The organism is Prosthecobacter sp., from assembly GCF_029946185.1.
GTDB lineage: Bacteria > Verrucomicrobiota > Verrucomicrobiia > Verrucomicrobiales > Verrucomicrobiaceae > Prosthecobacter.
In genome coordinates, this window is the sequence record NZ_JAQSEA010000136.1 from 1 (window position 1) to 26,288 (window position 26,288).

The 26,288-nt window shown below is 60.1% G+C and carries 16 protein-coding genes; 9 read left to right on the top strand and 7 right to left on the bottom strand.

The window, feature by feature from the left end; all coding sequences use genetic code 11:
* Positions 1–666: 666 nt before the first annotated feature.
* Complete coding sequence (locus PSV43_RS11215; protein WP_300196787.1) at positions 667–1,038, bottom strand: YkvA family protein; 372 nt, start codon at positions 1,036–1,038, stop codon at positions 667–669.
* A 510-nt stretch (positions 1,039–1,548) separates the two neighbouring features.
* Between PSV43_RS11215 and mtnB the strand changes: the two genes are divergently transcribed.
* From mtnB to PSV43_RS11245, 6 genes are all read left to right on the top strand, one after another.
* Positions 1,549–2,211 carry a methylthioribulose 1-phosphate dehydratase gene (gene mtnB, locus PSV43_RS11220; RefSeq protein WP_300196789.1) on the top strand — a complete coding sequence of 221 codons (663 nt, stop codon included), beginning with the start codon at positions 1,549–1,551 and terminating at the stop codon, positions 2,209–2,211.
* A 14-nt stretch (positions 2,212–2,225) separates the two neighbouring features.
* Positions 2,226–2,819, top strand: a complete 594-nt coding sequence (locus PSV43_RS11225) for a cupin domain-containing protein (protein ID WP_300196791.1) — start codon at positions 2,226–2,228, stop codon at positions 2,817–2,819.
* Positions 2,816–3,502, top strand: coding sequence for an acireductone synthase (gene mtnC / locus PSV43_RS11230; protein WP_300196793.1), 687 nt, complete (start codon positions 2,816–2,818; stop codon positions 3,500–3,502). The genes PSV43_RS11225 and mtnC overlap by 4 nt, the downstream gene beginning before the upstream one ends.
* Positions 3,499–4,593 (top strand): S-methyl-5-thioribose-1-phosphate isomerase, encoded by a 1,095-nt coding sequence (gene mtnA, locus PSV43_RS11235; RefSeq protein ID WP_300196795.1) that lies wholly within the window; start codon positions 3,499–3,501, stop codon positions 4,591–4,593. Before mtnC ends, mtnA begins: the two co-directional genes overlap by 4 nt.
* Before the next feature lie 98 nt (positions 4,594–4,691).
* Positions 4,692–7,085: a VWA domain-containing protein gene (locus tag PSV43_RS11240; protein WP_300196797.1), complete on the top strand. Its 2,394-nt coding sequence runs from the start codon at positions 4,692–4,694 to the stop codon at positions 7,083–7,085.
* Positions 7,086–7,158: 73 nt separating this feature from the next.
* Positions 7,159–7,587 (top strand): hypothetical protein, encoded by a 429-nt coding sequence (locus tag PSV43_RS11245; protein ID WP_300196799.1) that lies wholly within the window; start codon positions 7,159–7,161, stop codon positions 7,585–7,587.
* A gap of 237 nt (positions 7,588–7,824) precedes the next feature.
* Here PSV43_RS11245 and PSV43_RS11250 read toward each other — a convergent pair whose 3' ends face one another.
* Together PSV43_RS11250 and PSV43_RS11255 are read right to left on the bottom strand one after the other, a co-directional pair.
* Positions 7,825–9,258 carry a Gfo/Idh/MocA family oxidoreductase gene (locus PSV43_RS11250; RefSeq protein WP_300196802.1) on the bottom strand — a complete coding sequence of 478 codons (1,434 nt, stop codon included), beginning with the start codon at positions 9,256–9,258 and terminating at the stop codon, positions 7,825–7,827.
* 281 nt (positions 9,259–9,539) lie between these two features.
* The gene (locus PSV43_RS11255; RefSeq protein ID WP_300196804.1) at positions 9,540–9,980 is read right to left on the bottom strand and encodes a TM2 domain-containing protein; all 441 of its coding nucleotides are present in this window, start codon (positions 9,978–9,980) and stop codon (positions 9,540–9,542) included.
* A 99-nt stretch (positions 9,981–10,079) separates the two neighbouring features.
* Here PSV43_RS11255 and PSV43_RS11260 point away from each other — a divergent pair, with 99 nt between their 5' ends.
* Positions 10,080–10,421, top strand: a complete 342-nt coding sequence (locus PSV43_RS11260) for a PQQ-binding-like beta-propeller repeat protein (RefSeq protein ID WP_300196806.1) — start codon at positions 10,080–10,082, stop codon at positions 10,419–10,421.
* 598 nt (positions 10,422–11,019) lie between these two features.
* On the opposite strand, the gene PSV43_RS11265 is transcribed toward PSV43_RS11260, so the two are convergent.
* From PSV43_RS11265 to PSV43_RS11275, 3 genes are all read right to left on the bottom strand, one after another.
* Positions 11,020–13,179 (bottom strand): polyribonucleotide nucleotidyltransferase, encoded by a 2,160-nt coding sequence (locus PSV43_RS11265; protein WP_300196808.1) that lies wholly within the window; start codon positions 13,177–13,179, stop codon positions 11,020–11,022.
* A 177-nt stretch (positions 13,180–13,356) separates the two neighbouring features.
* Entirely contained in the window at positions 13,357–13,617 is a 261-nt protein-coding gene (rpsO, locus tag PSV43_RS11270) for a 30S ribosomal protein S15 (RefSeq protein ID WP_300196810.1), read from the bottom strand.
* Positions 13,618–13,768: 151 nt separating this feature from the next.
* Positions 13,769–22,699, bottom strand: a complete 8,931-nt coding sequence (locus PSV43_RS11275) for a putative Ig domain-containing protein (protein ID WP_300196812.1) — start codon at positions 22,697–22,699, stop codon at positions 13,769–13,771.
* Positions 22,700–22,936: 237 nt separating this feature from the next.
* On the opposite strand from PSV43_RS11275, the gene leuB reads away from it, so the two are divergent.
* Positions 22,937–24,043 carry a 3-isopropylmalate dehydrogenase gene (gene leuB / locus PSV43_RS11280; RefSeq protein ID WP_300196814.1) on the top strand — a complete coding sequence of 369 codons (1,107 nt, stop codon included), beginning with the start codon at positions 22,937–22,939 and terminating at the stop codon, positions 24,041–24,043.
* A gap of 270 nt (positions 24,044–24,313) precedes the next feature.
* Here the strand turns inward: leuB and PSV43_RS11285 are convergent, their stop codons facing one another.
* Positions 24,314–25,270, bottom strand: coding sequence for a D-2-hydroxyacid dehydrogenase (locus PSV43_RS11285; protein WP_300196816.1), 957 nt, complete (start codon positions 25,268–25,270; stop codon positions 24,314–24,316).
* A gap of 217 nt (positions 25,271–25,487) precedes the next feature.
* Here PSV43_RS11285 and PSV43_RS11290 point away from each other — a divergent pair, with 217 nt between their 5' ends.
* On the top strand, positions 25,488–26,288 hold the full coding sequence (locus tag PSV43_RS11290; protein WP_300196818.1) for a ThuA domain-containing protein: 801 nt from the start codon (positions 25,488–25,490) through the stop codon (positions 26,286–26,288).

The following is a 26,288-nucleotide window of genomic DNA, read 5'->3' on the forward strand; positions in this document are numbered from 1 at the left end:
GTTGGGTTTGCTGCCCGGAATTGTCTGCCATACCCAGGGTCGCCTCGCTGAGGCTTCCTCCTTCGCTCAAGCTACGGAGGACGAGCTGGCATCCCTGGGCTATAATCCGCAGCCCATTCAGGGCTGGTGTGTGGCGGGACGAAGCGAGGAAAGAGCTCAAAAGGCCCTTACTAAGCGCCATGGATTCAGACCCTTTTTCAACTGTGCGTGGTTCTATATAACGGTTCGCAAAAACTCATTTCCATTTAGCGGACTGTCTCTTGCTCGAAGGTCATGGGCTTCCTTCTTCGCTCTCCTGCGTCGAGCTACGAAGGACAGGTCGACGGCGGCGGACTGAGGACAGCCAGCCCTACCAGCGACTGGCATGCGCGTGCACCGGCGCGAGGCAGGGAGCTTGGTCCTCCAAGCGCCGTCGAGCGTCGCCATGCGCCGTTTTCCGGAAATCTGTTTTGCGAACCGCTAGAACTTCCTCGATTGAATCGACGGCCTACGCTTCAGGGCAGATCCCTGGCGATGCTCTCAACGCGCCGCAAATGGCAACAAGGGAAGCTAATCTCCTTTCCACAATCCAGCCTACATTTCTGACACTCACAGGGAATCTGTGAACAGCGTGTGAGGACACGACGAAGGACGAGAAAGCCGGGGCTGCAATACGTGCGCTGGGTTTTACACGTCCGCGACTTTGACTGCTTTGGCTTGGGCGGCCTGCCACTCTTGGTAGCGTTCCAGTTCGCGCTGGACGAGTTTCAAACAGAAGGCGACTACGGTGGCGTCGTCGAGGTAGCCGACGCCGACGAGGACGTCGGGGATGACATCGGCTGGATTGAGGACGTAGAGCAGAGCCATGGACACGGCGCTGATGGCCCAATAGGGGATCTCGCGGTAGGTGCCTGCCCAGTAGTCCTTCACCATGCTGAGCATGATCTTGGTCTGCTCAAACACCTGCTTGAGCTTGGGCAGCTTGCGTTCGATCTCCTGGGCGCGCTGGTTGACCTTGGCTATGTCCAGATCGTGGTCGCCATTCGGGGGAGTGCTCATTGGGGAAAATAACCATCCGATGCGGTGAAGTCCAGGCGGCAGTGATGGAGCTTGGCGGGATGCAGGGCTTAAGATGAAAAGGCTAACGACAGCGCAGTGTCGCTTCTGAAGGACAAAAAGGACACCGTATTCGAAGACAGTCAGGAATGGCACTCGGTTAAAGACGTGGATCGTTGTTGCCGGTGATGCTGAGCCCCACGTGTCGCAGGCGGGTAGAGGAGCTGAGCGCAGACGCTGCTGGTGGCTGGTGTGGTGCAGCGGAGTGCTGGATTTGCTTCCCGCGCATGCATGCAAGCCCCCCTGGGCGATGCCCAGGGCTGCGATAGGCCGCACCTTTGGTGCTGAAGAACCAGAGTGCTGGCGCTCACGATAACCATCCTTAACCGAGTGCCATTCATGACAGCCAGACTTTTTGCAGCTGTTCATGCGTCAACCCTGGGTGGGATGTGAAGATTCTGCTACGTGAGGGAGATTGACATGCCTGCGGCGGTCCGAATCATTCACGTTCTCATGCCCGCAGAAAACGCTCCGCTTATTATCACCGAGCCGATTCATTCTTTGACCCGCGAACTCATTGAGTGCGGGCGGGATTTTCACCGGCGTGGCTGGTCACTGGGAACGAGCAGCAATTACAGCGCGGTGATTGAACGTGGGCCGCTGACGCTGCTGATGACTGGCAGTGGTTTTGACAAAGGACGTCTGGAGGCGGACCAGTTTGTGATGGTGGATGGAGAGGCTCAGGCACTGGACGAAGCCTTTTCCAAGCCCTCTGCGGAGGCGCTGCTGCACACTGTACTGGCAAAGCATGGTGCGGGGGCGGTGCTGCATACGCACTCCGTGGCGGCGACGGTTTTGAGCGAGCACTTTGTGAAGGACGGAGGCTTGAGAATCACGGGCTACGAAATGCTGAAGGGGCTCGCTGGTGTAACGACGCATGAGTCTGAGGCGTGGATCGAGATTTACCCGAACACGCAGGACATTGCGGCGCTGGCGAGGGTGATTGATGCGCGACTGCGAGATCCTGCGAGGCCGCTGCGCCATGGTTTTCTGATGGCGGGCCATGGCCTTTATACCTGGGGTGAAACTACTGCGGCAGCACGGCGGCAGGTTGAGGTGCTGGAGTTTCTCTTCGAAGTCGTCACACAGAAGCGATTGCTCTTTGGTGCCTTTTGAGGAGCACTATTCCCATGGCCCACATCCGCATTCCCTCCGCAGACCGTGTCATTCACGATGCGGAAAGCATCCGTCATTTTCTCCTGCCGCATGGCATTCATTATGATCGCTGGCCGGTGGCGGGGCGAATCGGGCGTGATGCCTCGCAGGAGGAAATCCTGGCCGCTTATGCACCGGAGGTGGAAGCACTGAAGCAGAGCGGCGGCTACACCACGGCGGATGTGGTGAACGTGACGCCTGATGTGCCCGGCCTGCAGGAGATGCTGAGCAAGTTCAACCAAGAACATCGCCATGCGGAGGATGAGGTGCGCTTCATCGTGAAGGGTCACGGCATCTTTTACATCAATCCTGAAAATGGTGATCCGGTGTTCTCCATCGAGATCGAAGCAGGCGATCTGGTCAACGTCCCCGCCGGTACCAAGCACTGGTTTGATCTGTGCGCCGACCGCACCATTCGTGCGATTCGCCTGTTTCGAGAGAAGGCTGGCTGGACGCCGGAGTACACGGGTGACGCGATTGCCAGCGGGTATCAGCCGCTGTGTTTCGGCCCAACTCCGATTGTGGCGAAAGGCTTCCGCATTGAGCAGGCTGCTTCCAGCGCCGCATGATCACGTTTGGAGGCAAACTGATCCTGCTGGACATTGAGGGCACCCTCTCGCCCCTGGCATTTGTGCATGACGTGATGTTTCCGTATGCGCGGCGGCGCGCAGGGATTTATCTCGCCATGCATTGGGGGACGGCGGTGATTTCACAGCTCGCGCGTGATGTGGGTGTGGCTGGCTTTGCTTCACCAGCCGAGGCGGAGGATGCCGTACATCGATTGATGGAGGCGGACGCGAAGGTGACTGGTTTAAAGCAGCTTCAGGGGATGATCTGGGAGGAGGGCTTTCGCAATGGCGAGCTGCGCAGCCGAATCTTTGACGATGTGCCGTTAGCGCTGGCGGGCTGGTGTCGGCAGGGGCGGGAAATCCGCATCTACTCCTCCGGCAGTGTTCATGCACAGAAGCTCTTTTTTGCGTACACGAAGCGCGGTGATCTTTCGGTGCATTTCTCCGGCTACTACGACACCACGACGGGTTCGAAACGCGAAACGGCCAGCTACGCTGCCATCGCGGCGGATTGCGGTCTAACGGCGGAGCAAATTCTCTTTGTGAGTGATGTTGTGGAGGAATTGAATGCGGCGCGAAATGCAGGCATGGTCACGGTGCTCGCGCTACGGCCTGGCAACCCACCTGCCCTGCTGCATGATCATCCAGCCATCACTTCCTTTTCAGAAATCTCCCTCGCATGAATATTCACGGACAGCCGCACCGCTCCATCGAAGCCGATCACGCCACGCAGAGTGCGCGGATCATTGATCAAACTTTTCTGCCGCATCAGGTGGAGTGGCGTGAGTTGCGGACGCTGGACGATGCTGCGGAGGCGATTCAGGTGATGCGGGTGCGGGGAGCGCCGCTGATCGGTGCGACGGCTGCGTTTGGTTTGTTCTTTGCGCTGCGGGAAGATGCCACGGATGCGGCGCTAGAAGTGGCTTATCACGTGCTGCATGCCACGCGACCCACGGCGATCAATCTGCGCTGGGCGCTGGACCGGGTGAGACGAGTGGTATCGCCGCTGGGTGTTGAAGAACGTGCCGCTGCTGCCTGGGACGAGGCGCTGGCGATTTGCGAGCATGATGTGGAGACGAATCATGCCATTGGGAGGCATGGGCTTGAATTGTTTCGGGCCATTCAAGCGAAGAAGGGTGATCCTGCGGCGACACTGAACGTGATGACGCATTGCAATGCGGGATGGCTGGCCACGGTGGACTGGGGAACGGCGATTTCGCCGATCTATCAGGCGCATGATGCGGGCATGAACGTACATGTGTGGGTGAGCGAAACGCGCCCGCGCGGTCAGGGGGCGTCGCTGACGGCTTTTGAACTCAAGGAGCATGGAGTGCCGCACACTTTGATCGTGGATAACAATGCGGGACATCTGCTGCAGCGCGGGCTGGTGGATGTGGTGATCGTGGGCACAGACCGCGTCACGGCGGAGGGTGATGTGGCGAACAAGATCGGCACGTACCTGAAGGCGCTGGCGGCCAAGGCGCATGACGTACCGTTTTATGTGGCGACCCCTGTGAGCACCATTGACTGGACGATCACGGATGGCATTCGCGACATTCCCATCGAGCAGCGAAGTGCGCGGGAGGTGACTCACATGCCCGGTCTGAATGCGGCGGGGCTGCGTGAAGAAGTGCTGATCGCGCCGGAGGGCACGCAGGCGCGTAATGATGGTTTTGATGTAACTCCTGCGTCTCTCGTCACTGCGCTGGTGACAGAACACGGGGCTTTTCTGGCCAGTGCCGATGCATTGCAGCAGTTGCGCTCTATGATTTAAGCCCTAACGCGTCATTATTTTTGTAATATTTTGACGCTATTTGACATCGGATTGTCAATGCTTCGAGTCACTTTCAACACACCCGAAAAATCACCCTTATGAATCGTTTACTTACCACTGTTTTGACAGGATGGGCGTTGCTCACAGGAGCCTCGAATGTTCAGGCGCAACAACCCGCCTCTCGGGCGATCATTGTCTTTGATGCCTCAGGCAGCATGTATGGCGAGGTGCCGGGTGGTGTGAAGATCGACATCGCGAAGAAGGTGGTGAGCGACATCGTCGGCTCGATTGATCCAGGCATGGAACTGGGTCTCATGGCTTACGGACATCGTAAAAAAGGTGACTGCGAGGACATTGAACTGCTGGTGCCGCCGCAGCCGGGCAGCTCGGCAGCCATCTTGAAAGCGGTGGCGGCTTTGGAGCCGAAAGGCAAGACACCGCTCACAGCGGCGGTGATTCAGGCGGCCAAGTACTTGAAATATGAGGAGGTGAAGGTGTCCGTGATCCTGGTCAGCGATGGCGTGGAGACCTGCCACAATGATCCCTGCACGGCAGCGGATGAACTGGAGCGGCTCGGTATCGACTTCACCTGTCATGTGATCGGTTTCGATCTAAAGCCGGGAGAGTCCTCGGGGCTTGAATGTCTGGCGAAAAAAACGGGGGGGATGTACCTCTCGGCCAAGGATGCCGCGTCGCTGAAGTCTTCGCTGGAAACCGCCATGAAGCAGGTGGCGAAGCCGGTGACGACGCTGGTGATCGAAGCCAAGAAATCTTCCGGTGGCGCATTGATCGAAGGCGCGACCTTTCAGGTGTTTGCGGAAGGTGGCGGTGAAAACGCCATCGCCACGGGCAACGGCGGCCGCTGGAGCACGGAGCTGCCGAAGGCGGGCAAATTCACCATCAGCGCCAAGTTGAACGGCAAAGTCGTCGAACTCGAGGCGACGGTGAAGGAGGGCGACACGGTGACGAAGGAAGTGGTGTTTGCAGAGAGCGGCATCAAGGCTGTCGCTTACGCCAAGGAAGGCGGCACGGCTTTTGAAAAAGATGTGTCCTGGGATCTCTTCGGCCCTGCGAATGCGGAGGGGCAACGCGAAACGATTGCCACGAGTTATGAGGCCAAACCTTTCCTCAAGGTGGTGGCTGGCAAGTACCTGCTGAAGGCCACACGCGGGGACGCCCGTGCCAGCGTGGAGGTCACGGTGAAGGATGGAGCAGCGCAGGAAGTGAAGCTCGTCCTCGGCAGTGGAAACCTCAAACTGAGCGCCATCAGCGCGGAGGGGCAGACCGCCATTACCAAAGACCTCAGCTGGGACATTTATTCACCGGCCGACGCCGAGGGGCAGCGCAAGCAACTCGGCAACAGCTACGAAGCACAGCCCATGTTTACCCTGCCCTCCGGGCCGTGTTTGATCGTCGCCCAATATGGCAACGCGAAGGGGCAACAAGAAGTCGAAGTCAAAGCGGGAGAGACGCAGAACATCGTCGTCCTGCTTGGCAGTGGCAAATTGAAGCTTTCCGTCATCATGGAGGAAGGCGGCAAACCGGTGGCGGAGGGCGTGTCTTGGGACGTCTTGGGCGAAGCTGATGCTGAGGGCAATCGGCCCAAGATCGCCTATAGCTACGATGCGCAACCCACACTCGCACTGCCCGCAGGCAAGTATGAGGTCGAAGTCGTTGTGGGCAATGCGAAGGGCAAAGTCATGGTGGAGATCAAGGCGGGAGCTACGCAGGAAAAGGTGGTGACACTCGGAGCTGGCCGGATCAAGCTCTCCGCTCTCGCCGTCGAAGGTGCGGAACCGCTTTCCACGGGTGTCTCCTGGGAGATTTTTGGCGACGCCGATGCCGAAGGCAACCGGGTGAAGGCAAGTTACAGCTATGATGCCGTGCCTACACTCAGCCTGCCTGCTGGAAAATACCTCGCCCAGCTCGACTGGGGCAGTGCCAAAGGGAAACAGGAGGTCGAGGTCGCCGCTGGCAAGCTCACTGAAGTCTCGATCGTCATCAACGCCGGCACATTGGCCCTGAGCGCCCTCATGGCTGAAGGCGCAGATCCTGCGCCTGAAGGCCTCAATTGGGATGTGTTTGGCGAAGCCAATGCTGAAGGGGAACGTCCGAAGGCCAGCTACAGCTACGATGCGCAGCCTAAACTCCACCTGACTGCGGGCAAGTATCTCGTGGTGGCGACACGTGGTGCAGCGGTGGCTCAGATTGAAGTGGAAGTATTGGCAGGGAAGATGGTGACCAAGGCTCTGACCTTGAATGCTGGAACCTTGAAAATTAGTTCAAGCACGCCCGGCAGCTGGGAGATTTTCGGCACAATGGATGCCGAAGGGAATCGGAAAAAAATCACCTATTCTTATGATGCGGAAGCCAAGCTTTTCATTCCCGCAGGCAAAGTGCTGGTGGTGCGCAGTGAGGGCGACAAAAAGGCTGAGCAGGAAATTGAAATCAAAGCCGGAGTACTTAGCGAGATGAAACTCGATGCTAAATAGTTGCCCTATCCCGTTCTGTTACTCAATAGGGCTTGTAAAAAGTCTTAAACCGCTGACCCTATAGTCCCAAACTATGAAACTAACTCCATTCATTCTGATCGCGCTGCTCGCTGGCGGCATTGCCTCATGCAAAAAAACAACGCCGGAAGCTTCCAAAGCCTCTGAAGACACCCAGAAAGCGATGGAAGCCGTCAAGGAGGCCATCAAATCCAACGCTGAAGTTGCAGCCCAGGAAATGGACGCTGCCAAAATTGCGACTGAAAAGAAGGCTGCTGAATTGAAAGTGGCTGCTGAGAAGGAAGCCGCTGTCCTCAAGGAAGCGGCTTCACGAAAAGCTGCTGAAGCGAGCAAGGCCATCGAAGAAGCCGCCGCGAAGGCGAAGGCAGCGCTGACACCGGCTCCTGCTCCTGCAGTTCAGCCAGCTCCTGTGACTCCGGCTGAATCGGCCGCTCCGACACCTGCGCCTGCGGCTCCGCCGGAAGCGCCTGCGGTGCCGAAATGATGTTCCATTTCACTGCGAAGTGAAGTGCCTAGAGCGTCAGGAGGAAACTCCTGGCGCTCTTTTTATTTTGGAGAATCGGCGGTGCTGACGGTGGGCAGGGCAAAGGGGGAGCCTCTTCGCGTTGAAGAGGTGGGGGCGTTGTGGGGGAGGGGCTTGATTGCCGATCTGGTGCGATGGGAAGAAGGACGCGTGAGGGATCAGGATGATCCCTCTCCTGCCGGATGCTGCGGCGAGGCGTTACACGGCCTGTGGCACGGCGAAGCCGGGGCGGTATTCGCGGGTGAGGAGGGCGAGGGCTTCGGGAGTGGCGGTGTCACCGATGAAGGTTTCCTTGGCGGGGTCGATCTCGAGCATGGGGCCCATCTTGATGTCGAGCTTGGAGGCATCGAGTTCGTTTTTGATGAGGTGCTCGTGGTAGTCGGCGATGACGTCGTTCCAGGGCTGGAAGTCTTTCACGGCGGCTTCGGCTTGCTCGCGGTTGTATTTTTGACCGAGGCGGAAGGAGTTGTTGGCGAGATGGCACCAAGCACTGGAGAAATGAATTTTTTCGACTTCGCCTTTGAGGTCCTCGGATTTGCGGCTGCGGATGGCGTCGATGAAATTGGCGGCGTGACTTTTGCCGCCGTCGCCTTTGAAGATGTGGAGTTTTTTGCCTGCGGCATCAAAGGCGGTGCCACCGCCACGGCTGCCGGTGTAGTAGCCGCCTTCGCATTCGATGATGAGGAAGGCCCCGGTGCGGCGGCGCAGATAGACGTCGGGCGCTTTGATGCCTTTTTGACGTGGGAGATTGTGGAAGTCGATGATGACCGGGATGCTGCCGGTGTCCATGTAGGCGAAGTGGGTGTTGGGTGTCTCGCCAGCGTCATCCCAGGCGAAGCGCCCACCGCCGGCGATGACGCGCTTGGGCAGGGCCACCTTGTCGCGGAAGACGACGTTGCGCAGATCGTCGAGTATGTGCGGGCCCCAGTTGCCCATTTCACCGTTGCCGGTGTTCCAGTCCCAATGCCAGTCGTAGTGGAGTTTTTCGCGGTAGAGGGGTTCGTCTTTCGCAGGGCCGAGCCAGAGGTCGTAGTCCAAGGTAGCGGGCGGTGTGAGGGGCTGCGCGAGTTTGCCGATGGAGTTGCGCATGCTGTAGTGATTGCAGCGCACGTATTTGATCTTGCCCATGGTTTCGGCATCGAGGAAGCTCTTTATCTCCTCCTGCAGGGGATCGCTGCGCTGCTGGGTGCCGCCCTGCACGATGCGGTTGTACTTGCGTGCGGCTTCGACGAGTTTGCGGCCTTCCCAGATGTTGTGGGAGACGGGCTTTTCCACATAGACATCCTTGCCGGCCTGCATGGCCCAGATGGAGGCGAGAACGTGCCAGTGATTGCCGGTGGAGACGACGACAGCGTCGATGCTCTTGTCTTCCATGACCTTGCGGAGGTCCTGGGTGGTCTTCGCGTTGGGGTAAACTTTTTTGGCCCGGTCTAGGGCGGCCGTATCGGGATCGCACAGATACGCGATTTCCACGCCGGGGACTTTGGCCATGCGGCTTGCATTGCCCATGCCCTGGCCGCCGAGGCCGATAGAGGCTATGCGGATGGTGTCATTGGCCCCGAACACACGGCTGGCGGAGAGGGCGGTGAAGGCGAGAGCGGACTGGGAGAGGAAGGAACGGCGGGAGGTCATGGCGGGAGCAGGTTGGAAGCAGGATATTTTGCTGGAACGAAGCGCGGGTTGCAACTCCTTCGCTCAATCCTGTTTTTTCGACCTATCGCACGCTCTGACGCTGATGGGCGCGATGGAGATAAGCGGAGCTTTGTGTCACCGCTACGCGGTTCCACTGGATATAAACGATGGATGGCTTGCAAACCGTGGGTTGGCACCCACGGCTACGATTATGCCAGCGCTACGCGCTTAAGAGGAGGGATGCGGGCGCTCCGGTTTCCATAGTCCTCCATTTCCCGGCGTCACGCAGTGGCGGAGTTGCGTTCGGCTGCGTTGATCTCGCTGATCTGGGTGTTGAGGGTGCAGAAGTCGTAAACGACGCCGACGAGAAAGAGACCGCCGGTGCAGAGGTAGATGAGGCCGGAGATCCATTTGCCCATGTAGAAACGGTGCACGCCGAAGATGCCCAGGAAGGTGAGGAGTATCCAGGTGATGGAGTATTCGAGATGGCCTTGGGCGAAGCGGTGGTCGGCATCGCGATCCATGCCGGGGATGAGGAACAGGTCCACGATCCAGCCGATGAGGAAGAGGCCGCCGGTGAAGAACCAGAGGATGCCGGTTTTCGGCTTGCCGAAGTAAAAGCGATGCGCGCCGGTGAAGCCGAAGATCCAAAGGAGGTAGCCGACCAGCTTGTTATGGGTGGAAGGAAGAGGGATGTTGTTCATAGCTGTGTGTATCATCATGCGTTGTGAAAATCATGCGATTCCAAGTTTTCGCCGTTTTCGCAACCGGTGGCTGAAGGCTGGACAAGCAGAGGCTGGGGCGGCTAAGCTCGATTTACTATGAACACCGCTGATCTTGTCTTTGTGGGTTTCAATCGTCGTGTGGCTGCACTGAAGCGCCAGACAGGGGAGCTTGTGTGGGAATGGAAAGCGCCCAATGGCTTGTCTTATGTAAGTCTGCTGCTGGATGGTGAAATGCTGATCGCCTCGGTGAATGGGTATATGTATGGGCTGGATGCGGCGACGGGAAACGAGCGATGGTACAATGAGATGAAGGGGTTTGGCACGGGTGTGGCGGCGCTGGTTTCTGTGAATGGGATGAGCAGCAATCCGGTGATGGCGGCGGCTGAGGAAGCGACGCAGGCGAGTCAGTCTGCTGGGCCGGTCAGCACGAGTACCTGATGCGGCTCGAGGACGCAGAAAGGAACATTGCGGACAATGGCGGATGCACTAAAGTGTACGGCATGACTCTGACTGTCACCATTCCTGACGTGCTTGCTGCTGCACTCCAGCGAGTGCAGCCTGCTTTGCCACAGGTGCTGCTCGACGGGTTTGCAGTGGAAGCCTAACGGGAGGGCATACTCTCGGCGGCAGAGGTGCGTGTGCTGCTGGGGCATGAATCGCGCTGGGAAACAGAAGATTTTCTTGCCGCACATGAGGCATGGCCAAGCACCACTCCGGAAGAAATTGCAGCTGATGGAAGCAGGTTATGCTTGGTGTCGTGACTGGCCTTCAATTCAAGTGGCATGGCGCTGAAAGTTGACGCATAGCACATCTGCGCTGGCATCGCTACGCGATGCCCATGCATGGATATGTTTATGCGCACGAAACGAGGGGTGTCGCTTCGCTCAACCCCTCGCTACTGGCTTTGATGGCTACGCCATCTCGAAGTTCGGCGGCAGCTTGAATCATCAAGTGAGCGTGCCCTGCCAGATGCACCAAAAAAAGAGGCCGCTTTGCAGCGGCCTCTTCGTGGTTTTGAGTATTGAGCGGATGAGGCTTAGCCGAGGTCTTCGGCAGGAGCGGCGTCGCCGTTTTCGCCGGCGGCGGCAGCTGCGTCCTTGTCTTTCATGGCGGCCTTGCGGCTCATCTTGATGCGGCCCTTGTCGTCGATGCCAATGCACTTGGCGGAGACGATGTCTCCGGTCTTGACGACGTCTTCGGTGCGGTTGACGCGGAAGTCGGCGAGTTCGCTGATGTGGATGAGGCCGTCCTTCTTGCCACCGAGGTTCATGAAGGCACCGAAGTTTGTGGTGCTGACGACTTTACCTGTGTAGATCTTGCCGACTTCGATTTCCTGGGAGGTGCCGCTGATCATTTCGATCGCGCGCTCGATGCCTTCCTTGCGGCTGGCATAGACGTACACCGTGCCGTCGTCTTCGATGCTGATTTCAGCACCGGACTCGGCCTGGATGGCCTTGATGTTCTTGCCGCCAGGGCCGATGAGCTCACCGATCTTGTCAGGGTTGATCTTGATGATCTCGATGCGCGGGGCATACGGGCTGAGAGGCTGCACTTCAGCGATGGCCTGGGCCATGGCGAAGAGAACCTGGGTGCGGCCTTCCTTGGCCTTGACGATGGCTTCTTCGAGGATGCGCAAAGGCAGGCCTGGAAGCTTGAGGTCAAGCTGGTAGCCGGTGACGCCTTCGGAGGTGCCGCAAAGCTTGAAGTCCATGTCGCCGAAGTGATCTTCGCTGCCGATGATGTCGAGCATCGTGAGGTAGCGGGTCATGTTTTCGCCTTCGAATTCGGAGACGAGACCGACGCTGATACCGCCGACTGGGCGCTTGAGAGGAACACCTGCATCAAGGAGGGCCATGACGCCGGAGCAGACGGAGGCCATCGAGGTGGAGCCGTTGGACTCCATGACTTCGCTGCTCACGCGGATGGCGTAAGGGAAGTCAGCCTTGGCTGGGATCACTGGCTCGATGGAGCGTTCAGCGAGGGCACCGTGGCCGATTTCACGACGATTCTGACCACCGAAGCGGCCGGTTTCACCGACGGAGAACGGAGGGAAGTTGTAATGAAGGATGAAGCGCTTGGATTCCGGGCCACCTGCGTAGGTGTCCATTTCCTGAGCTTCGTCAGCCGGAGCGAGGGTGGCGATGGAGAGAGCCATCGTTTCGCCGCGGGTGAAGCTGGCGGAACCGTGGGTGCGGGGAAGCACGGAGGCTTCGCCAGAAAGCTGGCGGAGCTGGTCGATGCCGCGACCGTCGCAACGGCTCTGCTTGTCTAGGATGGAGATGCGGAAGGCTTTCTTCTGGATGTAGTCGAAGGCCTGGCTGATTTCAAAGCCGGTGGCTTCTGGGAACTTGGCTTTGATGGCCTGCTCGACTTCGTCCTTGAGGGCGCCGACGGCTTTGCCGCGAGCCACTTTGGAAGGGGTGTAGAGAGCGCCTTCGATGCGATCGCCAGCGACGGCGTAGGCGATTTCGAGGAGTTCGTCTTTCACGAGCATGAGAGGAACTTCGCGCTTGGCCTTACCGGCGAGGCGGGTGAGTTCTTCCTGGGCGACGACGAGCTTGACGACTTCGCTTTGTGCAAAGTGAAGGGCTTTGACGAATTCCGCTTCTGGGATTTCGTTGGCGGCGCCTTCGATCATGACGACTTCGGTCTTGTTGCCGACGTACACGAGGTCCAGATCGCTTTCGAGGCGCTGCTTCTGGGTCGGGTTGACAACGAACTCACCGTTGATGCGGCCGACGCGGACGGCACCGACTGGGCCTGCGAACGGGATGTCCGAGACGCAAAGAGCGGCGGAGGCACCGTTCATGGCGCAGATGTCCGGATCGTTTTCGCCGTCTGCGCTGAGCAGGATGGCAACGACCTGGGTGTCATAGAGGTAGCCTTTCGGGAACAACGGGCGCAATGGGCGGTCCGTCATGCGGCAGGTGAGGATTTCCTTTTCAGTCGGACGGCCTTCGCGCTTGAAGTAACCGCCGGGGAAACGGCCTGCAGCGGAGGCTTTTTCCTTGTACTCAACGGAGAGGGGGAACCAGTCCTGGCCTTCCTTGAGCTTCGTCGCGGAGACCGCAGTGACGAGGATGATGGTGTCGCCGAGACGCACGGTAACGGCGCCGTCAGCAAGCTTGGCAAATTTGCCGGTTTCGATTTCGAGGGTGCCAGCACCGAGCTGGACTTTTTGTGTATGAATGGCCATAGGTTGGCGTGTGTGTGTTGTTTGGTTTGGGTGAAAATAGAATGCGGGCTTCAGCCCAGCAGCGATGCGCGAGAGTGCGCATCATGCAGCATGAAACATCGGCTGTGCCGACATGCTTGTAGTAGCCTGAAACAGAAAAGGGGCGATGCGCGTGGCATCACCCCTCGTAAAATTCTGTTAGCGGCGGAGACTGAGGCCCTTGAGCAGCTTCTGGTAGCGCTCGTTGGCAGTCACTTTGAGATAGTCAAGAAGCTTGCGACGACGTGCGACCATCTGAAGGAGGCCGCGACGTGTGGAGTGATCTTTCTGATGCTTAGCCAGGTGCTGCGTGAGATCATTGATCCGCTTCGACAAGAGGGACACTTGGACGTCGGCGCTGCCGGTGTCTTTTTCGTGGATCTTGAAGGAAATGGAATCGGTGGTGGTTGCTTCGCTCATGGTTCGTTTGAATGGCCGGACAACTTGTCAGGCGGTGTGTATTCTGGGATGTGGGGCTGCGAAGGAACCATAAACGCCCTTTTTGGCAAGGAGAAGTTTGGGGAGTTTGCGGATATTGGCAGTGGTTTTCGGAGGTTGGAAGGTGGTGTTTCTATGGGAGAACCCAGCCGTGGGCGGCTGTGGCAGGCTGCACTTTCAAGAAAAACGCACGGTGGGCGGGGATTGGGAGCGTGGCGCTGACGTTCAGGAGGGAGACGCTGCTTTTTGCGGTCCAGTAGGCGGTGGGAGAACGCTTGACCAGCCAGAAGGCGTCATAGGTGGTGGCTCCGGCCACGCGGTCGGCCAGCCAGAGCTGAAGCTGGTCGGCGCTGGTCATGCTGGTGGAGGCGGCGAAGCCCGACTCAGCGCTCAGGCCCAGTCGCAGCGGGGTGGAGTCCACCGGCCAGGGCAGGGCGAGGAGGTTTTGCCCTACGTCCAATGATTTGCGCCAAGGGCCCAAACGCACGTGGCCTGTGAGTGTGGTGGACTTGGGCTGGGTGGCAGCTTTGACCATGAGGCCTGTGCCGGGAGGGATGATTTTCGCGTTCTGTGAGAGCTGCGCGGCATCCGCAGAGGAGACCCACTGGCGGACGCCGGAACGTGCCGAGAGCCAATGGGTGTGCCATGCACCGTTCTCATAGAAGAGCACCTGATCGGCGGCTGACGCCACCGCCGCAGCCTGAAATACTTCCACAGGAAACGCCTGCGCCAGCGTCACATGCGGACGCAGCACTGCACGAGCGCCCATCAAGTCTTCCGGCAGAGCTTGGAGGGTGCTGAGCGGAGAAGCGGAAAAGATGGTGGCGACTCCGCCAATGAGAGTGTCGATTTCAAAACGATGACCGGCGTGTGCGCCGTCCAGCACTTCGAGATAGCAGGAAGTGGCGGCATCGACGTGAATCGCCTGCGCATTGGCGAGGATGAGCGCCGACGGACCGGACAACTGCGAGATGTGACCGGCATACAAGGGTGGATTGACAAGGGAGATGCCTGCGGTTTGCGATCCTGCCGTGAAAGTGAAGCTCTGCCAGGCCTGAGGTGGGGTGACTGAGCTGGCACCGTCACGATACGTTACACGCAGGCGGAGGATGCCACGCTCCTTGTCCTGGCCACTCAAACTGCTGATGCCGCTCCAGGTGAGCTGTTCCATATCACCGCTCAGGAGCGTCGGGGTGGGTGCCAGCAGCAATGATGTCCAGGTGCCGAGATCCGTCGAGCTTTCGAGGGAGAACGAAACTCCGGTGATGCTGCGAGGATGGTTGAGATGCGCATCCACGCGTCCATCGCTCGTGGTGGTCAACCACCAGCCCCCATCGAAGCCAGCGTCATTACCAAGAGCGAATTCGATGAGGTCACTGACGCCATCACCATCGAGGTCTGCCTCCGCACCGGGCTGAGTTGAGGTGGAAAGAAGGGAGGTGGTTTGAAGAGAGGCAGGGGAAGTGCCGAGAACATTTGTGACGATGGTGGCCGCTGGCGGCGTGGGGGCGGCCTGGATGATCTGCACGTTGTCAAAGGTGGAAACGCCGAGGTCGTAAGGAGACGAAGACGTGACGGCCAGACCTATGTGCACCCCGGTGGAGAGGCCGGTCAGCGTGGTGCTGCCGATCAACGTCCAGGCGCTGCCATTGGCGGATGCATAAGCGGTGAGCGTGTCACCGGTGCGGACGAGGCGAACCCAGTTGTTTGGCGCGGCGTTTACCGCAGGTCCGCCTGCGTAATCGGAGTCTGCATTGACGGTGGAGCGCGACACCATGCCGAAGCCGTTGTTTTCCGCGGCGGGGGTGGTGAAGGCGATGGCGTGACGTGCGCCTGCGGTCAGGGTCTCACGGATCATGACGCCGGTCTTGCACCAAGAGTTGGTGCTGGCCTGAGTGGTGATGCGCGCGCGGATCTCGCCATTGCCGGTGAGCTGAGTGCTGGCGTAGTGGAAGCCGTCTGCGGCGAAGAAGATGTCCTCCCCTGCCCCGCGCAGTGTGTAGGTGTCCGTGCTGCTGTTGTAAACGGAGCTGCCTGCGAGCTGCACGGTGCCGATGTCCTGTCCCTGCAATGTGGTGACCACCGGTGGCGTGTAGGTGACGCTCAGGGTATTTGAGGCGGTACTGCCCGCGGCACCGACATTTTGCGCCGCATTGGCGGGCAGTGTCGCGGTGACAGCGCCGGTCGCGACGGGAGTCAACGTGATGCTGTAGCTTGTGCCGGAGCCGGTGAGATTGGAGGCTGTGGCATTTGCCACCACGAAATCGCTGAGGGTGAGACCGGTGACGGCCTGGCTGAACTGCGCCTGCACGGTGAAGGGTCCGACTTCGGTCGAAGAGGCGGCACTAAGCGTCACTGATGGAGGCACCAGTGCGAGCGCACCGACGACCTGCACATTGTCGAAGGTGGAGGTGGCGAGCGCCGAGGGAGAAGAAGAGGTGACAGCAAGGCCGACATAGACGGTCTGGGTGAGACCGGTCAGCGTGGCAGTGCTCATGAGTGTCCAGGCATTGCCATTGGCAGAAGCGTAGGCGCTGATGGTGGTGCCGCTGCGCACCAGTCGCACCCAATTGTTTGGCACTGCATTTATAGCGGGGCCAGCGGCGTAGTTTGTGGCTGCGTTGGCGGTCGGACGCCAGACCATGCCGAAGCCGTTGTTCTCTCCGGCAGGGGTGGTGAAGGCCATGGCATGACGTGCGCCGGCGGTGAGCGCCTCACGCATCATGACACCGGTTTTGGACCAGGGATTGGTGTTGCTCTGGCTGGTGACACGCGCGCGGATTTCGCCATCGCCGGTGAGCTGAGTCAGCGCGTAGTGGAAGCCGTCTGCGGTGCCGTAGATGTCGCTGCCAGATCCTTTCACGGTGTAAACGCCGCTGCTGAAAGTGGTGCTGCCGGCCGCGAGTGGCGCGCCTAAATCCTGGCCAACGAGAGCCACGGCTGCTGGCACGGTGAAAGTCACAGAGACCGCGTTGGAAGCGGTGCTGGAAGTGGCTGCGGCATTTTGAGCCGCGCCTGCTGGGAGGCTCACGGTAACGACACCGGCCGCCACTGGAGTCAAGGTGATGGCATAGGCCGCGTCGCTGCCGGTGAGATTGGAGGCGGTCGCATTGCTCACGACAAAATCGGACAAGGTCAGGCCGGTCACGGACTGGCTGAACTGCACCTGCACGGTGAAGGGGCCGGTTTCGATGCCGGAGGCTGCGCTGAGGGTAACGGAAGGCGACACGACGGTCTGCGCGCCGATGACCTGCACGTTGTCAAACTCAGCCGTGGCGGTCAAACTGCTGTCGGCAGCGGTCGCGGCCAGTCCGACATACACCTGCGCGGATAGATTGGTCAGGGTGGTGGAGCTCACGAGCACCCAGGTGCTACCGTTGGCGGAGGCGTAGCCGGTGAGGACATTGCCTTCACGCACGAGGCGCACCCAGTTGTTTGGCGCAGTGCTCATGGCGGGGCCGCCTGCATAACCGGTGGTGGCATTGGCGGTGAGACGAGAGACCATGCCGAAGCCATTGCCTGCGTCTGGAGGGGTGATGAACATCATGGCGTGGCGTGAGCCAGCGGCGTGTGTCTCGCGAACCATGACACCTGCCTTTGCCCAAGGATTGGTGTTGGTGAAGCTGCGGACCCGAGCGCGCACTTCGCCATCGCCACTGAGCGCCACGTGCTCAAAGCGGAAGCCGTCTTCGGTGGAGTAGATGTCCGTCCCCGAGGCGACGAGTGTGTGGACGCCGGTGCTGATATTGATGCTGGTCGATCCGGCGAGGAAGCCGCTGCCGATGTCCTGGCTGACGAAGGCGGGGCCGCTGGTCGCTGCCGAGTAGGTGCGAGTGAGAATGTTGGAGGCAAGGTTTGTCACCGTGTCCGCATCCTGCGCCTGACCTGCGGCAATGCTGAGAGTGACATTGGCCGTCGGTGTGATGGTGAAGCTGTAAGTGGTGCCGGAGCCGGTGAGAGCGCTGGCGGTGCCGCCGGTGACGCTGATGTCTGCCAGCGTGAATCCTGTGACGGTATGACTGAAGGTGGCGGTGACACCGAAGGGGGCGCTCACGGAAGCTGGAGCTGCGGTGGCGAGTTCCACGGTGACTGGCAGAGGCGCGGAGACGGGTGCGTTGTCGATCTGCTGGAGGTAGGCGACGAGATTGGCGAGGTCCGTTGGATTTAATGTCACGCCCTGATGCGCGGTGACGGCGTCTGCCAATGTGGCCGAGGAGCCGTCGTGCAGGAAAGGGGCGGTGGCCCAGAGGCCGCGCAGGGTGGGGACATCGAAGCCGGTGAGCGCGCCATTGAGGCGTTTGCCGCTGGTGGGCTGCTTGATGGTGCCGACATCGCGGAAGACATTCAGTGAGCTGTTGGTGAAGGGTGCGCCGCTGTGGCAGGAGGCGCAGTTTTGCTGACGGAAGACGCGCTCGCCGGACGCAGCGGCCGTTGTCAGGGTGCCGTCCGTATTGCGATTCGGGCTGCTGGATTCTGTGGTGAGAGAGGTAACGTAGGCGGCGAGGGCATCGAGGTCGGGGCTTACTCCGGCCTTGGAATCTCCCAGCGGCTGATTACGGGTGCCGGTGTTGAATTGAGCATCCGTCATGAGGCCGGTGCCGCCGGAGAAGACGCGGATCTGTCCTTCGAAATCATGCACCTCGTCGAAGTTGCCGGTCCAGTGCAGTGCACCATGCGCGCCGTGGCCGCGCAGTGTGATGGTGTTGCGCAGGCCTTCGCCGACGCCGGTGAAGTCCCAGGTGCGACCGTCGTGACCGCCGTCATTGTGACAGGAGGCGCAGGAGATGTATTCCTGCAGAGCGACGCGCACGTCCGCCGCATCGTAGAAGAGTTGTTTACCCTTCAGCACAGCGGCGCTGAGTTTTTCGGTGGTGACGGTGCTCACCACGCCCAGGGTGGGAGGGGTTGCACTGCCGCCTTGGATGAGGCTGCTGACGTCATGCACGCTGACGGAGCGGCTCATGAAATTATGCACGAACAGAGTGCGGCCATCGGGTGAGAGCGCGAGACCTTGAGGAGCGAGGCCTGCGTCGAAACGGGTGATCACGGTCTTATTCCATGCGTCCACCACGGCGATGGCGCGGCTGCTTTCCAAGGCTACGAAGATGTAGATGCCCCAGGGGTCAAAGGCGGCGGCGCTGGGCATGCCGGCGTTGTCGAAGTCCACGCGGGCCGCGTAGTCCTCCGCCTGCGTGCTGAGATTGATACGGCTGGCGATGGCGCGCAGTGACTGATCGTGATTGAGGCTTTCGCCATTGCGAAGCGTGCCGCGCTTGATGTTGTCCTGCTTGGAGGGCACCCAGGCGGAAAGGCCGTCGGGAGAAATGGCGGTGGCGCCGAGGTAGTTCGGGAGGCCGCGTGCGGAGGTGGGGGTGTCGGCCTGCTCGCTGTGCTGGAGAAGGATGGTGCGCTCCAGTGCGAGCGTGGAAGCGGTAACGACGAGGACCTCGCCACCGCGCCCGGTGGTCGTGGGTGCGGCGGTGTTTTCACCGGGCAGAGGAGGCGTGATGAAACGGCTGACATAGACACGTGCGCCATCAGCACTCACGGAGACATGGCGAGCATGCTGTCCGGTGGTGAGCGTGGCGATCTGTGCGCCGGTGCTCGGATTGAGCTTGAGCAGGCGGCCGCTGCCTTCGAGCGCCACATAGGCGGCAGTGCCATTGGGATCGAACGCGATGCCAAAAGGGCGTGCGCCGCGTGGCAGAGTGAGTGTGGCGGCCAAGGCGTAGGTGGTGCCGTTGAGGATGGAAATGGTGGAGCTCTCCGCATTGGTGACCCACACGCGGCCATCGGGCGCGAGTGCGAGGCTGCGGGGTGCGGTGCCGACGCTGGTCTCGGCCAGCTTGGCGCGAGTGACTGAGTCGAGCACGGTCACGCTGTCGGTGTCCGGATTGACGAGCCAGACGCGGTCATTGCCCGTGGCGCGATCTTCGAATATGAGGCTGGAGGAAACGGCGGGCTTTTTCGCGGTGAGCGGCGCATACACGGCCTGGAAGAAGGTGCTGGTGACGACTGCGCCGGTGTCATCGGTAGCAGTAACTACCACGGTGTAGCGGCCTGGATTTGCAAAGGTGTGGCTGATGCTGGCGCTGCTGCTGTAAGCAGTGAGAGCTGTGCCGTCGCCAAAGTTCCAGCGGAAGCGAGGGTTGGCACCGCCGGTGCTGGCGGCGGTCAGAGTGACAGCACCGCCTGAGCCTGCGGGCGCGGATTGCGGCGGCTGCATGACGAGGCCGTTGCTGATCACCCAGGAGAAGGAAGCGGTCGCGGGAGTGGTATTGCCATCGGTCACGCTGACGGTCGCGGCGAAGGTGCCAGCGGCGGTGGGTGTGCCGCTGATGACGCCGGAGGCTGCATTGATGGAAAGGCCGGTGGGAAGACCGGTGGCGCTGAAAGCGAGTGTGTCCTGATTTGCGTCCGTGGCCTGGATGGCGAGAGAGGTTGCTTGATTGATGACGCCGGTACGTGTGCCGGGGTTTGTCACCACGGGAGGGGTGGGAGAGGCGAAGGCATTCACGTTGACCTGCCAGGCGAGGACTTCGTGCGTGTTGGTGGAGCCGCCGGTGGCACCGGTGAAACCCATCCATGCGCTGGGGCCGACGAGATTGGCGAGCTTTAGCGCGGTCTGGGTGAGAATCGGAGTCGCGGGCTTGGTGGTGCTGATGCCCTGCACGATGTAAACGCGCAGCGTGTCGGAGGGGCCGTCGTAGTCCACCCAGAGCGTGTGGCTTTCACCGTTCTCCATATCGAAGGTGGGCGTGGTGGTGCCCAGGTGCGGTGAGACGACACCATTGGTGAGTACACCGATGTGGTTGGCATTGGGGTCGGTGCCACCGGCGTAGGTGTCCAACTCGATGGCGAGACTTTTCAAAATGCCTTCATAGCCTTCACCGCCGCCCGGAGCGCCGAGCGCGGTGGCGGCGTTTCCTTGCAGCACGAAGGTCATGCCGTCTGCGCCATCGCCGGTGCCTTTCATGCGGAAGACGAAGCGGCTGGTGAAGGAGGTGCCTTCGGAGACGGGAACGGGTGCGGTGAGGCAAGCTGAGCCTGCCTGATTGCCCGTGTTGGGAGTCAGGACGAGGACGCCATTGCTCACGCTGGTGCTGCCATTGAGCTGAAGGCCGGCGGCCGAGGGGAAGCTGGCAAAGTTTTGACTGACATTTGGCGGGGTGATGGTCCAGGTGAAGGTGGTGCTGGCAGTGGTGATGCCATCGGTCACGGTGACTCGTGCGCTGCTGAAAGTGCCGGTGGCGGTCGGCGTGCCGCTGATGACGCCGGTGCTGGAATTGATGGCAAGTCCGGTGGGCAGACCGGTGGAGGAGTAAGTGACTGCGCCATTGCCGGGAGCCACGCCGTAAACAGCGAGTGTGGCCGGTGCATTCACGGAGCTGAACTGGCTGCCGGGATTGGCCATCGAGACGCTTTGCACTGGATCTACCTGAATGATCTTCGCGATGGAGTAGGCGCCATTGGAGGCGACGCCAAAGAGCATCCAGTAGCCGGGGGTCATCACGCTGAGGTTGGTGTGGCCTTGCACGGCGTAAACGCCGGGAGCGGTTTCTGTGAAAGGCAGGCTGAGATAGCGGAGGTCAGTGTTCATCGAGTGGGTTTGCGATGACATTTTGATGAAGCTGAACTTGGTGATGCCGGGAGTGGCCTGCACGGCAAAGGTTGTGCCGATGCCGATGTAGGCGGGGGACTGGGTGATGACGGGACGAGCGGCCAGGCTACCGTCCGAATTGTAGAGCATCGGCGGAGTGAAGAGCTGCCCGTCCCGATGGTCGGCGCTGTTGCCGGAAAGGCCGCCACCACCGGACCACACACGACCGTCTGGGAGCAGCAGCGCGAGGGAGTGATAGTTGCGGGGCACGCTCATGGGCGCGAGCTGCCGCCACTGGCGCGTGGTGGGATTCCACAATTCGGGGACCAGCACGGAGCCTGTGTCATTGAACTTCAAGCCGGAGGTGTTGCCGCCGATGACAAGCACTTCGCCATTGGGAAGGATGACGGAATTGGAAAACTGGCGTGTGTAGGACATCGAGGGGGCGCTGGCCACCACGGGTGTGCCGGTGCGGATGTCGATGGTGAAGGCGAGATTTGTGCTGGTGCCGGTGGAGCTGTCCGATGCGTTGGGGGTGGTGCTTGCTGAGCCGCCTGCCACGAGAATGCGGCCTTCGTCATACATGGCGAAGGAGCCTTCCTTGGGATAGTGCGCGCCGGGGACATTGACACCCGAATAGGTGAGGCTGCCGGTGGCGGAGGTGGTGAGCCAGTTCATCCGGTCGGTGGGGCCCCCGTGAAACAGACGGCCATCGGGTGCGACAACGATGAGCGGATGCCAGCGCGTGACATAACCTGGCAGGGCGACCTGCGGGGCCCAGTTGATGCCGGTAAGCCGCGCCCATCCGCCAGCGGAGGTCCAGCGCTCTGCGGTGTTGGTGCCACCGTCGCCGGTCACGGTGAAGACGCTGCCGTCGGTCAAGGCCACACTGGTGTTGTACCAGCGGCCATCGTTCATGTTGGGCAGAGCGGTCCACTGATTGGTGCGCCAGTCGAAGACACTGCTGAGCTTGGTGGTATTGCGCCCGCCATTGATGACGACCCGGCCGTCCGGGAGCATGGAGGTGCCACCGCAGAACATGTCGTGGCGGGTGTTGTTGATCTCGGTGAAGACGCCGGTGGCGGGGTTCCACACGGCAGCGTAGGTGAACTCCGGCCCCCCAGGAAAGGTGGTGCGCTGGTTTGAGGCAAAGGTGAGGAGGCGTCCGTCTGGCAGGGTAGCGGCGGTCACGGGAATGTGCGGGCTCCAGGCGATGACGCTGCCCCATTCCCCCAGGGAGATGCGATTCACCGCCACGGTGGCGGCGGGTGCTAGCAGGGTAAAGGCTGGAGCGAGTGACTGGGCTTCGGCGGAAAGCTGGTCGCTCAAACCATGATCGTCCGTGCCAGCGGTGAGGGAGGTGGAAATGAAGCTACCGATGAGAACAAAAGCCGCAGAGCGGGTCAGAAAACCAAACCATGAAGACAACGCCGCCTTACTATTCGCTTTTTTTGTAATTTTCATATAAACGCGTCGCATAATTTGGATTAAATATCGAAAATACGACATAACGAAAGCAAAAATTAACATTTTATATAATTTTGATACAATTAAGCTTTAGTTTCTTCTGTACCAGAGCGTACTGGATGCTGCGAATGATCGAAATTGGACTGGCTGGACGTGATTTGGCTCGTTGAAGGGGTGGCCACTTGCCAGCATCGGCATTCTCATCCACTAAAAGCCCCCCCTTCCCCACCACCTATGTCACGCACGTTCAAACTCGCAGTCCTCCCCGGAGATGGTATCGGCCCTGAAGTCATGGCCGAGGCGCTCAAAGTCCTCGACGCCGTCGCCGCCCGTTCCAGCCTCACCTTTGAATACAACCACCAGCTTGTCGGTGGTGCTGCGATTGATGCGGTGGGCAAAGCACTTCCTGCGGAAACCATCGCCGCCTGCGAAGCCAGTGATGCGATCCTTTTTGGTTCCGTCGGCGGCCCGAAATGGGAAAAACTGCCGCCTAATGAGCAGCCTGAACGCGGAGCGCTGCTGCCTCTGCGCAAGCACTTTGGCCTGTTTGCCAATCTACGCCCCGGCAACTGCTACCCTGCCCTGACGTCCTCCTCGCCAATCCGCGCCGACCTCGTTGAAGGCGGCTTCGAGATGCTTTGCGTGCGCGAACTCACGGGTGGAATGTACTTTGGCCAGCCGAAGAGCCGCACTACCCTGCCGGATGGCGACATCGAAGTCATCGACACGATGGTCTATAAGAAGAGCGAGATCGTCCGCATCGCCCATGTGGCCTTCAAAGCCGCGCAACTGCGCCGCAAGCACGTCACCAGCGTGGACAAGGCCAACGTGCTGACCAATTCCGTCCTGTGGCGCGAAACGATGGTCGAGGTCGCCAAGGAGTACCCCGATGTAACGCTGGCGCACCTGTATGTGGACAATGCCGCGATGCAGCTCATCAAGGCACCGCGCAGCTTTGACGTGATCGTCACGGAAAACCTGTTTGGCGACATCCTGAGCGACGAAATGGCGATGATCTGCGGATCGCTGGGCATGCTGGCCAGCGCCAGCCTGGGCAAGCCGAAGGGCGACGGACTGTATTTTGGCCTGTTTGAGCCTTCCGGCGGCACCGCCCCGGACATCGCGGGCATGGGCATCGCGAATCCGATTGCGCAGATCCTTTCCGTGGCGCTGCTGCTGCGCTTTGCGCTTGGGCTTGAAGCTGAAGCGGCGAGCATTGAGTCCGCTGTGAAGAAAGTCATCGATAGCGGTCTGCGCACGGGTGATATTTTCAGCGGTGCCGAAGGCACGAAGAAGGTGAACACGAAGGAGATTGGCGAGGCGATTATTGCGGCGCTGTGAGTTCCACTTCACAATCGAGTTCCGCACCGGCTGGCAAACTGCCACCGGTGCGGCGATTGGAAATGTAGAATGAGCCGATGGCTAGCACCGGCCTGTGGCTGAGACGAGCCACTCGTCCGCCGGATCAGGCGCACTCACGCTTCAAACTTTGACACACGGCAATGCAGCGTGCCGGACTGGCTTCGCTGTTTTGTAGGATGTCGATTCTTCGTCAATCGGGGTCATGCGAGAGCACTGATCGACGGACAGGAGTGTCCATCGTACTGAGCCTCACCCGTTCACCACATTTACGGGCTTGCCTGCGAGGAAGGCTTTCAGGTTGGCGGCGGTCATGTCGATGAGGCGGACGCGGGATTCGCGGCTGGCCCAGGCGACGTGGGGAGTGATGAGGCAGTTTTTGGCGGTGAGGAGGGGGTTGTCGGCTTGGGCGGGTTCGGCGGAGAGGACGTCGAGTCCGGCAGCGGCGATGCGGCTTTCGTTGAGGGCTTGGGCGAGGGCGGGTTCATCGACGAGGGGGCCGCGGCCGGTGTTGATGATCATGGCTTCGGGCTTCATCAGGGCGAGGGTGCGTTCGCCGACGAGGTGCTTGGTGGCGTCGGTCAGGGGGCAGTGCAGGCTGATGACGTCGCACTGGCGGAAGATGTCGTCGATTTCGGCGGCTTCGACGCCGACGGGCGGTGCTTCCTTCCAGGTGCGCTTGGAGGCGAGAACCTTCATGCCGAAGGCGACGGCGATGCGTGCGACGGCGCTGCCGATTTCGCCGTAGCCGATGATGCCGAGGGTGCGGCCGGAGAGCTCGATGATGGGGTGATCGTAGTAGCAGAAGTCGGGGCACTTGACCCAGCCGCCTTCTTCCACGCTTTTTGCTGCGTGGCCGACATGGTTGGTCATTTCCAACAGCAGGGCGATGACGTGCTGAGCGACGGCGGGGGTGCTGTAGCCGGGGACATTGGTGACGACGATGCCGCGTTCTTTGGCTGCGGCGACATCGACGATATTGAATCCAGTGGCGGTAACTCCGATGTATTTCAAATCGGGCAATGCTGCGATGATTTCGCGGGTCAGCGGGGCTTTGTTGGTGATGACGATCTCTGCACCGGTGCAGCGGGCGACGGTTTGATCCAGCGGCGTGCGTGGATGCACCTCACAGGTGGCGATGGCTTCGAGGGGCTGCCAGGAGAGGTCGCCAGGATTTGCGGTGTGGGCGTCGAGAAGAACGATTTTCATGTGAGCCTGATTCTATGCCGACGATTCGGCGGTGCTCCACTCAAATTCGCCGAGGGGATTGGGCGTTCCACCGAAGGTTTGCATCCCAGATATTTACCATGCCTTTTACAAAATCGCCCAAGCAAGAGACGAGTTAAAGAACCGCGCCCGGTTGAGAATCATGAAAGACAAACCCTACATTTCGCGCATACTCGGGCTCTCAACTTCATCCGCCGTCATGCGTCCCCTTCTCATCTCCCTGCTTTCCATCGTCTGTCTGCTTGCCGTCGCCGCCCCAAAAGAGGAGGTGAAACCGCTCAAGGTTCTGATGGTCACGGGCGGCTGCTGTCATGACTACGAAAACCAGAAGCTCATCCTGAGCGAAGGCCTCAGCGCCCGGGCGAATGTGGAGTTCACCATCGTGCACGAAGAAGGGCCGGAAGGTAAAAAGGACAAGAGCCACAAGATCTCGATCTATGAAAAGGACAACTGGGCCGAAGGCTATGACGTGATCCTGCACAACGAGTGCTTTGGCGGAGTCGAGGACGTGGCGTTTGTGGAACGCATCGCCAAGGCGCACCACGACGGTGTGCCGGCAGTGATGCTGCACTGCTCCACCCACAGCTACCGCACGGCCAAGACGGATGAATGGCGCAAGTGCGTGGGCCAGACCTCGATGAGCCACGAGAAGAACCGCGATTTGAAGGTGAAGAACATCGCCGAAGGGCACCCGGTCATGAAAGGCTTCCCAGCGGAATGGCTCAACGCCAAAGATGAACTCTACAAAAACGAAAAACTCTGGGAGCACTTCGTTCCGCTGGCCAAGGCCTATGGTGAAGACACGAAGATGGACCACAATGTGGTCTGGGTGAATGAATACGGCAAAGCCAAGGTCTTCGGCACCACGCTGGGCCATGGCAATGAAACGATGCAGTCGCCCGTGTATCTCGACCTCGTCGCACGCGGCCTGCTATGGGCCTGCGGCAAGCTGGACGAAAATGGGAAGCCGCTGCCGGGCTACGAACCGAAACAGAAGTAA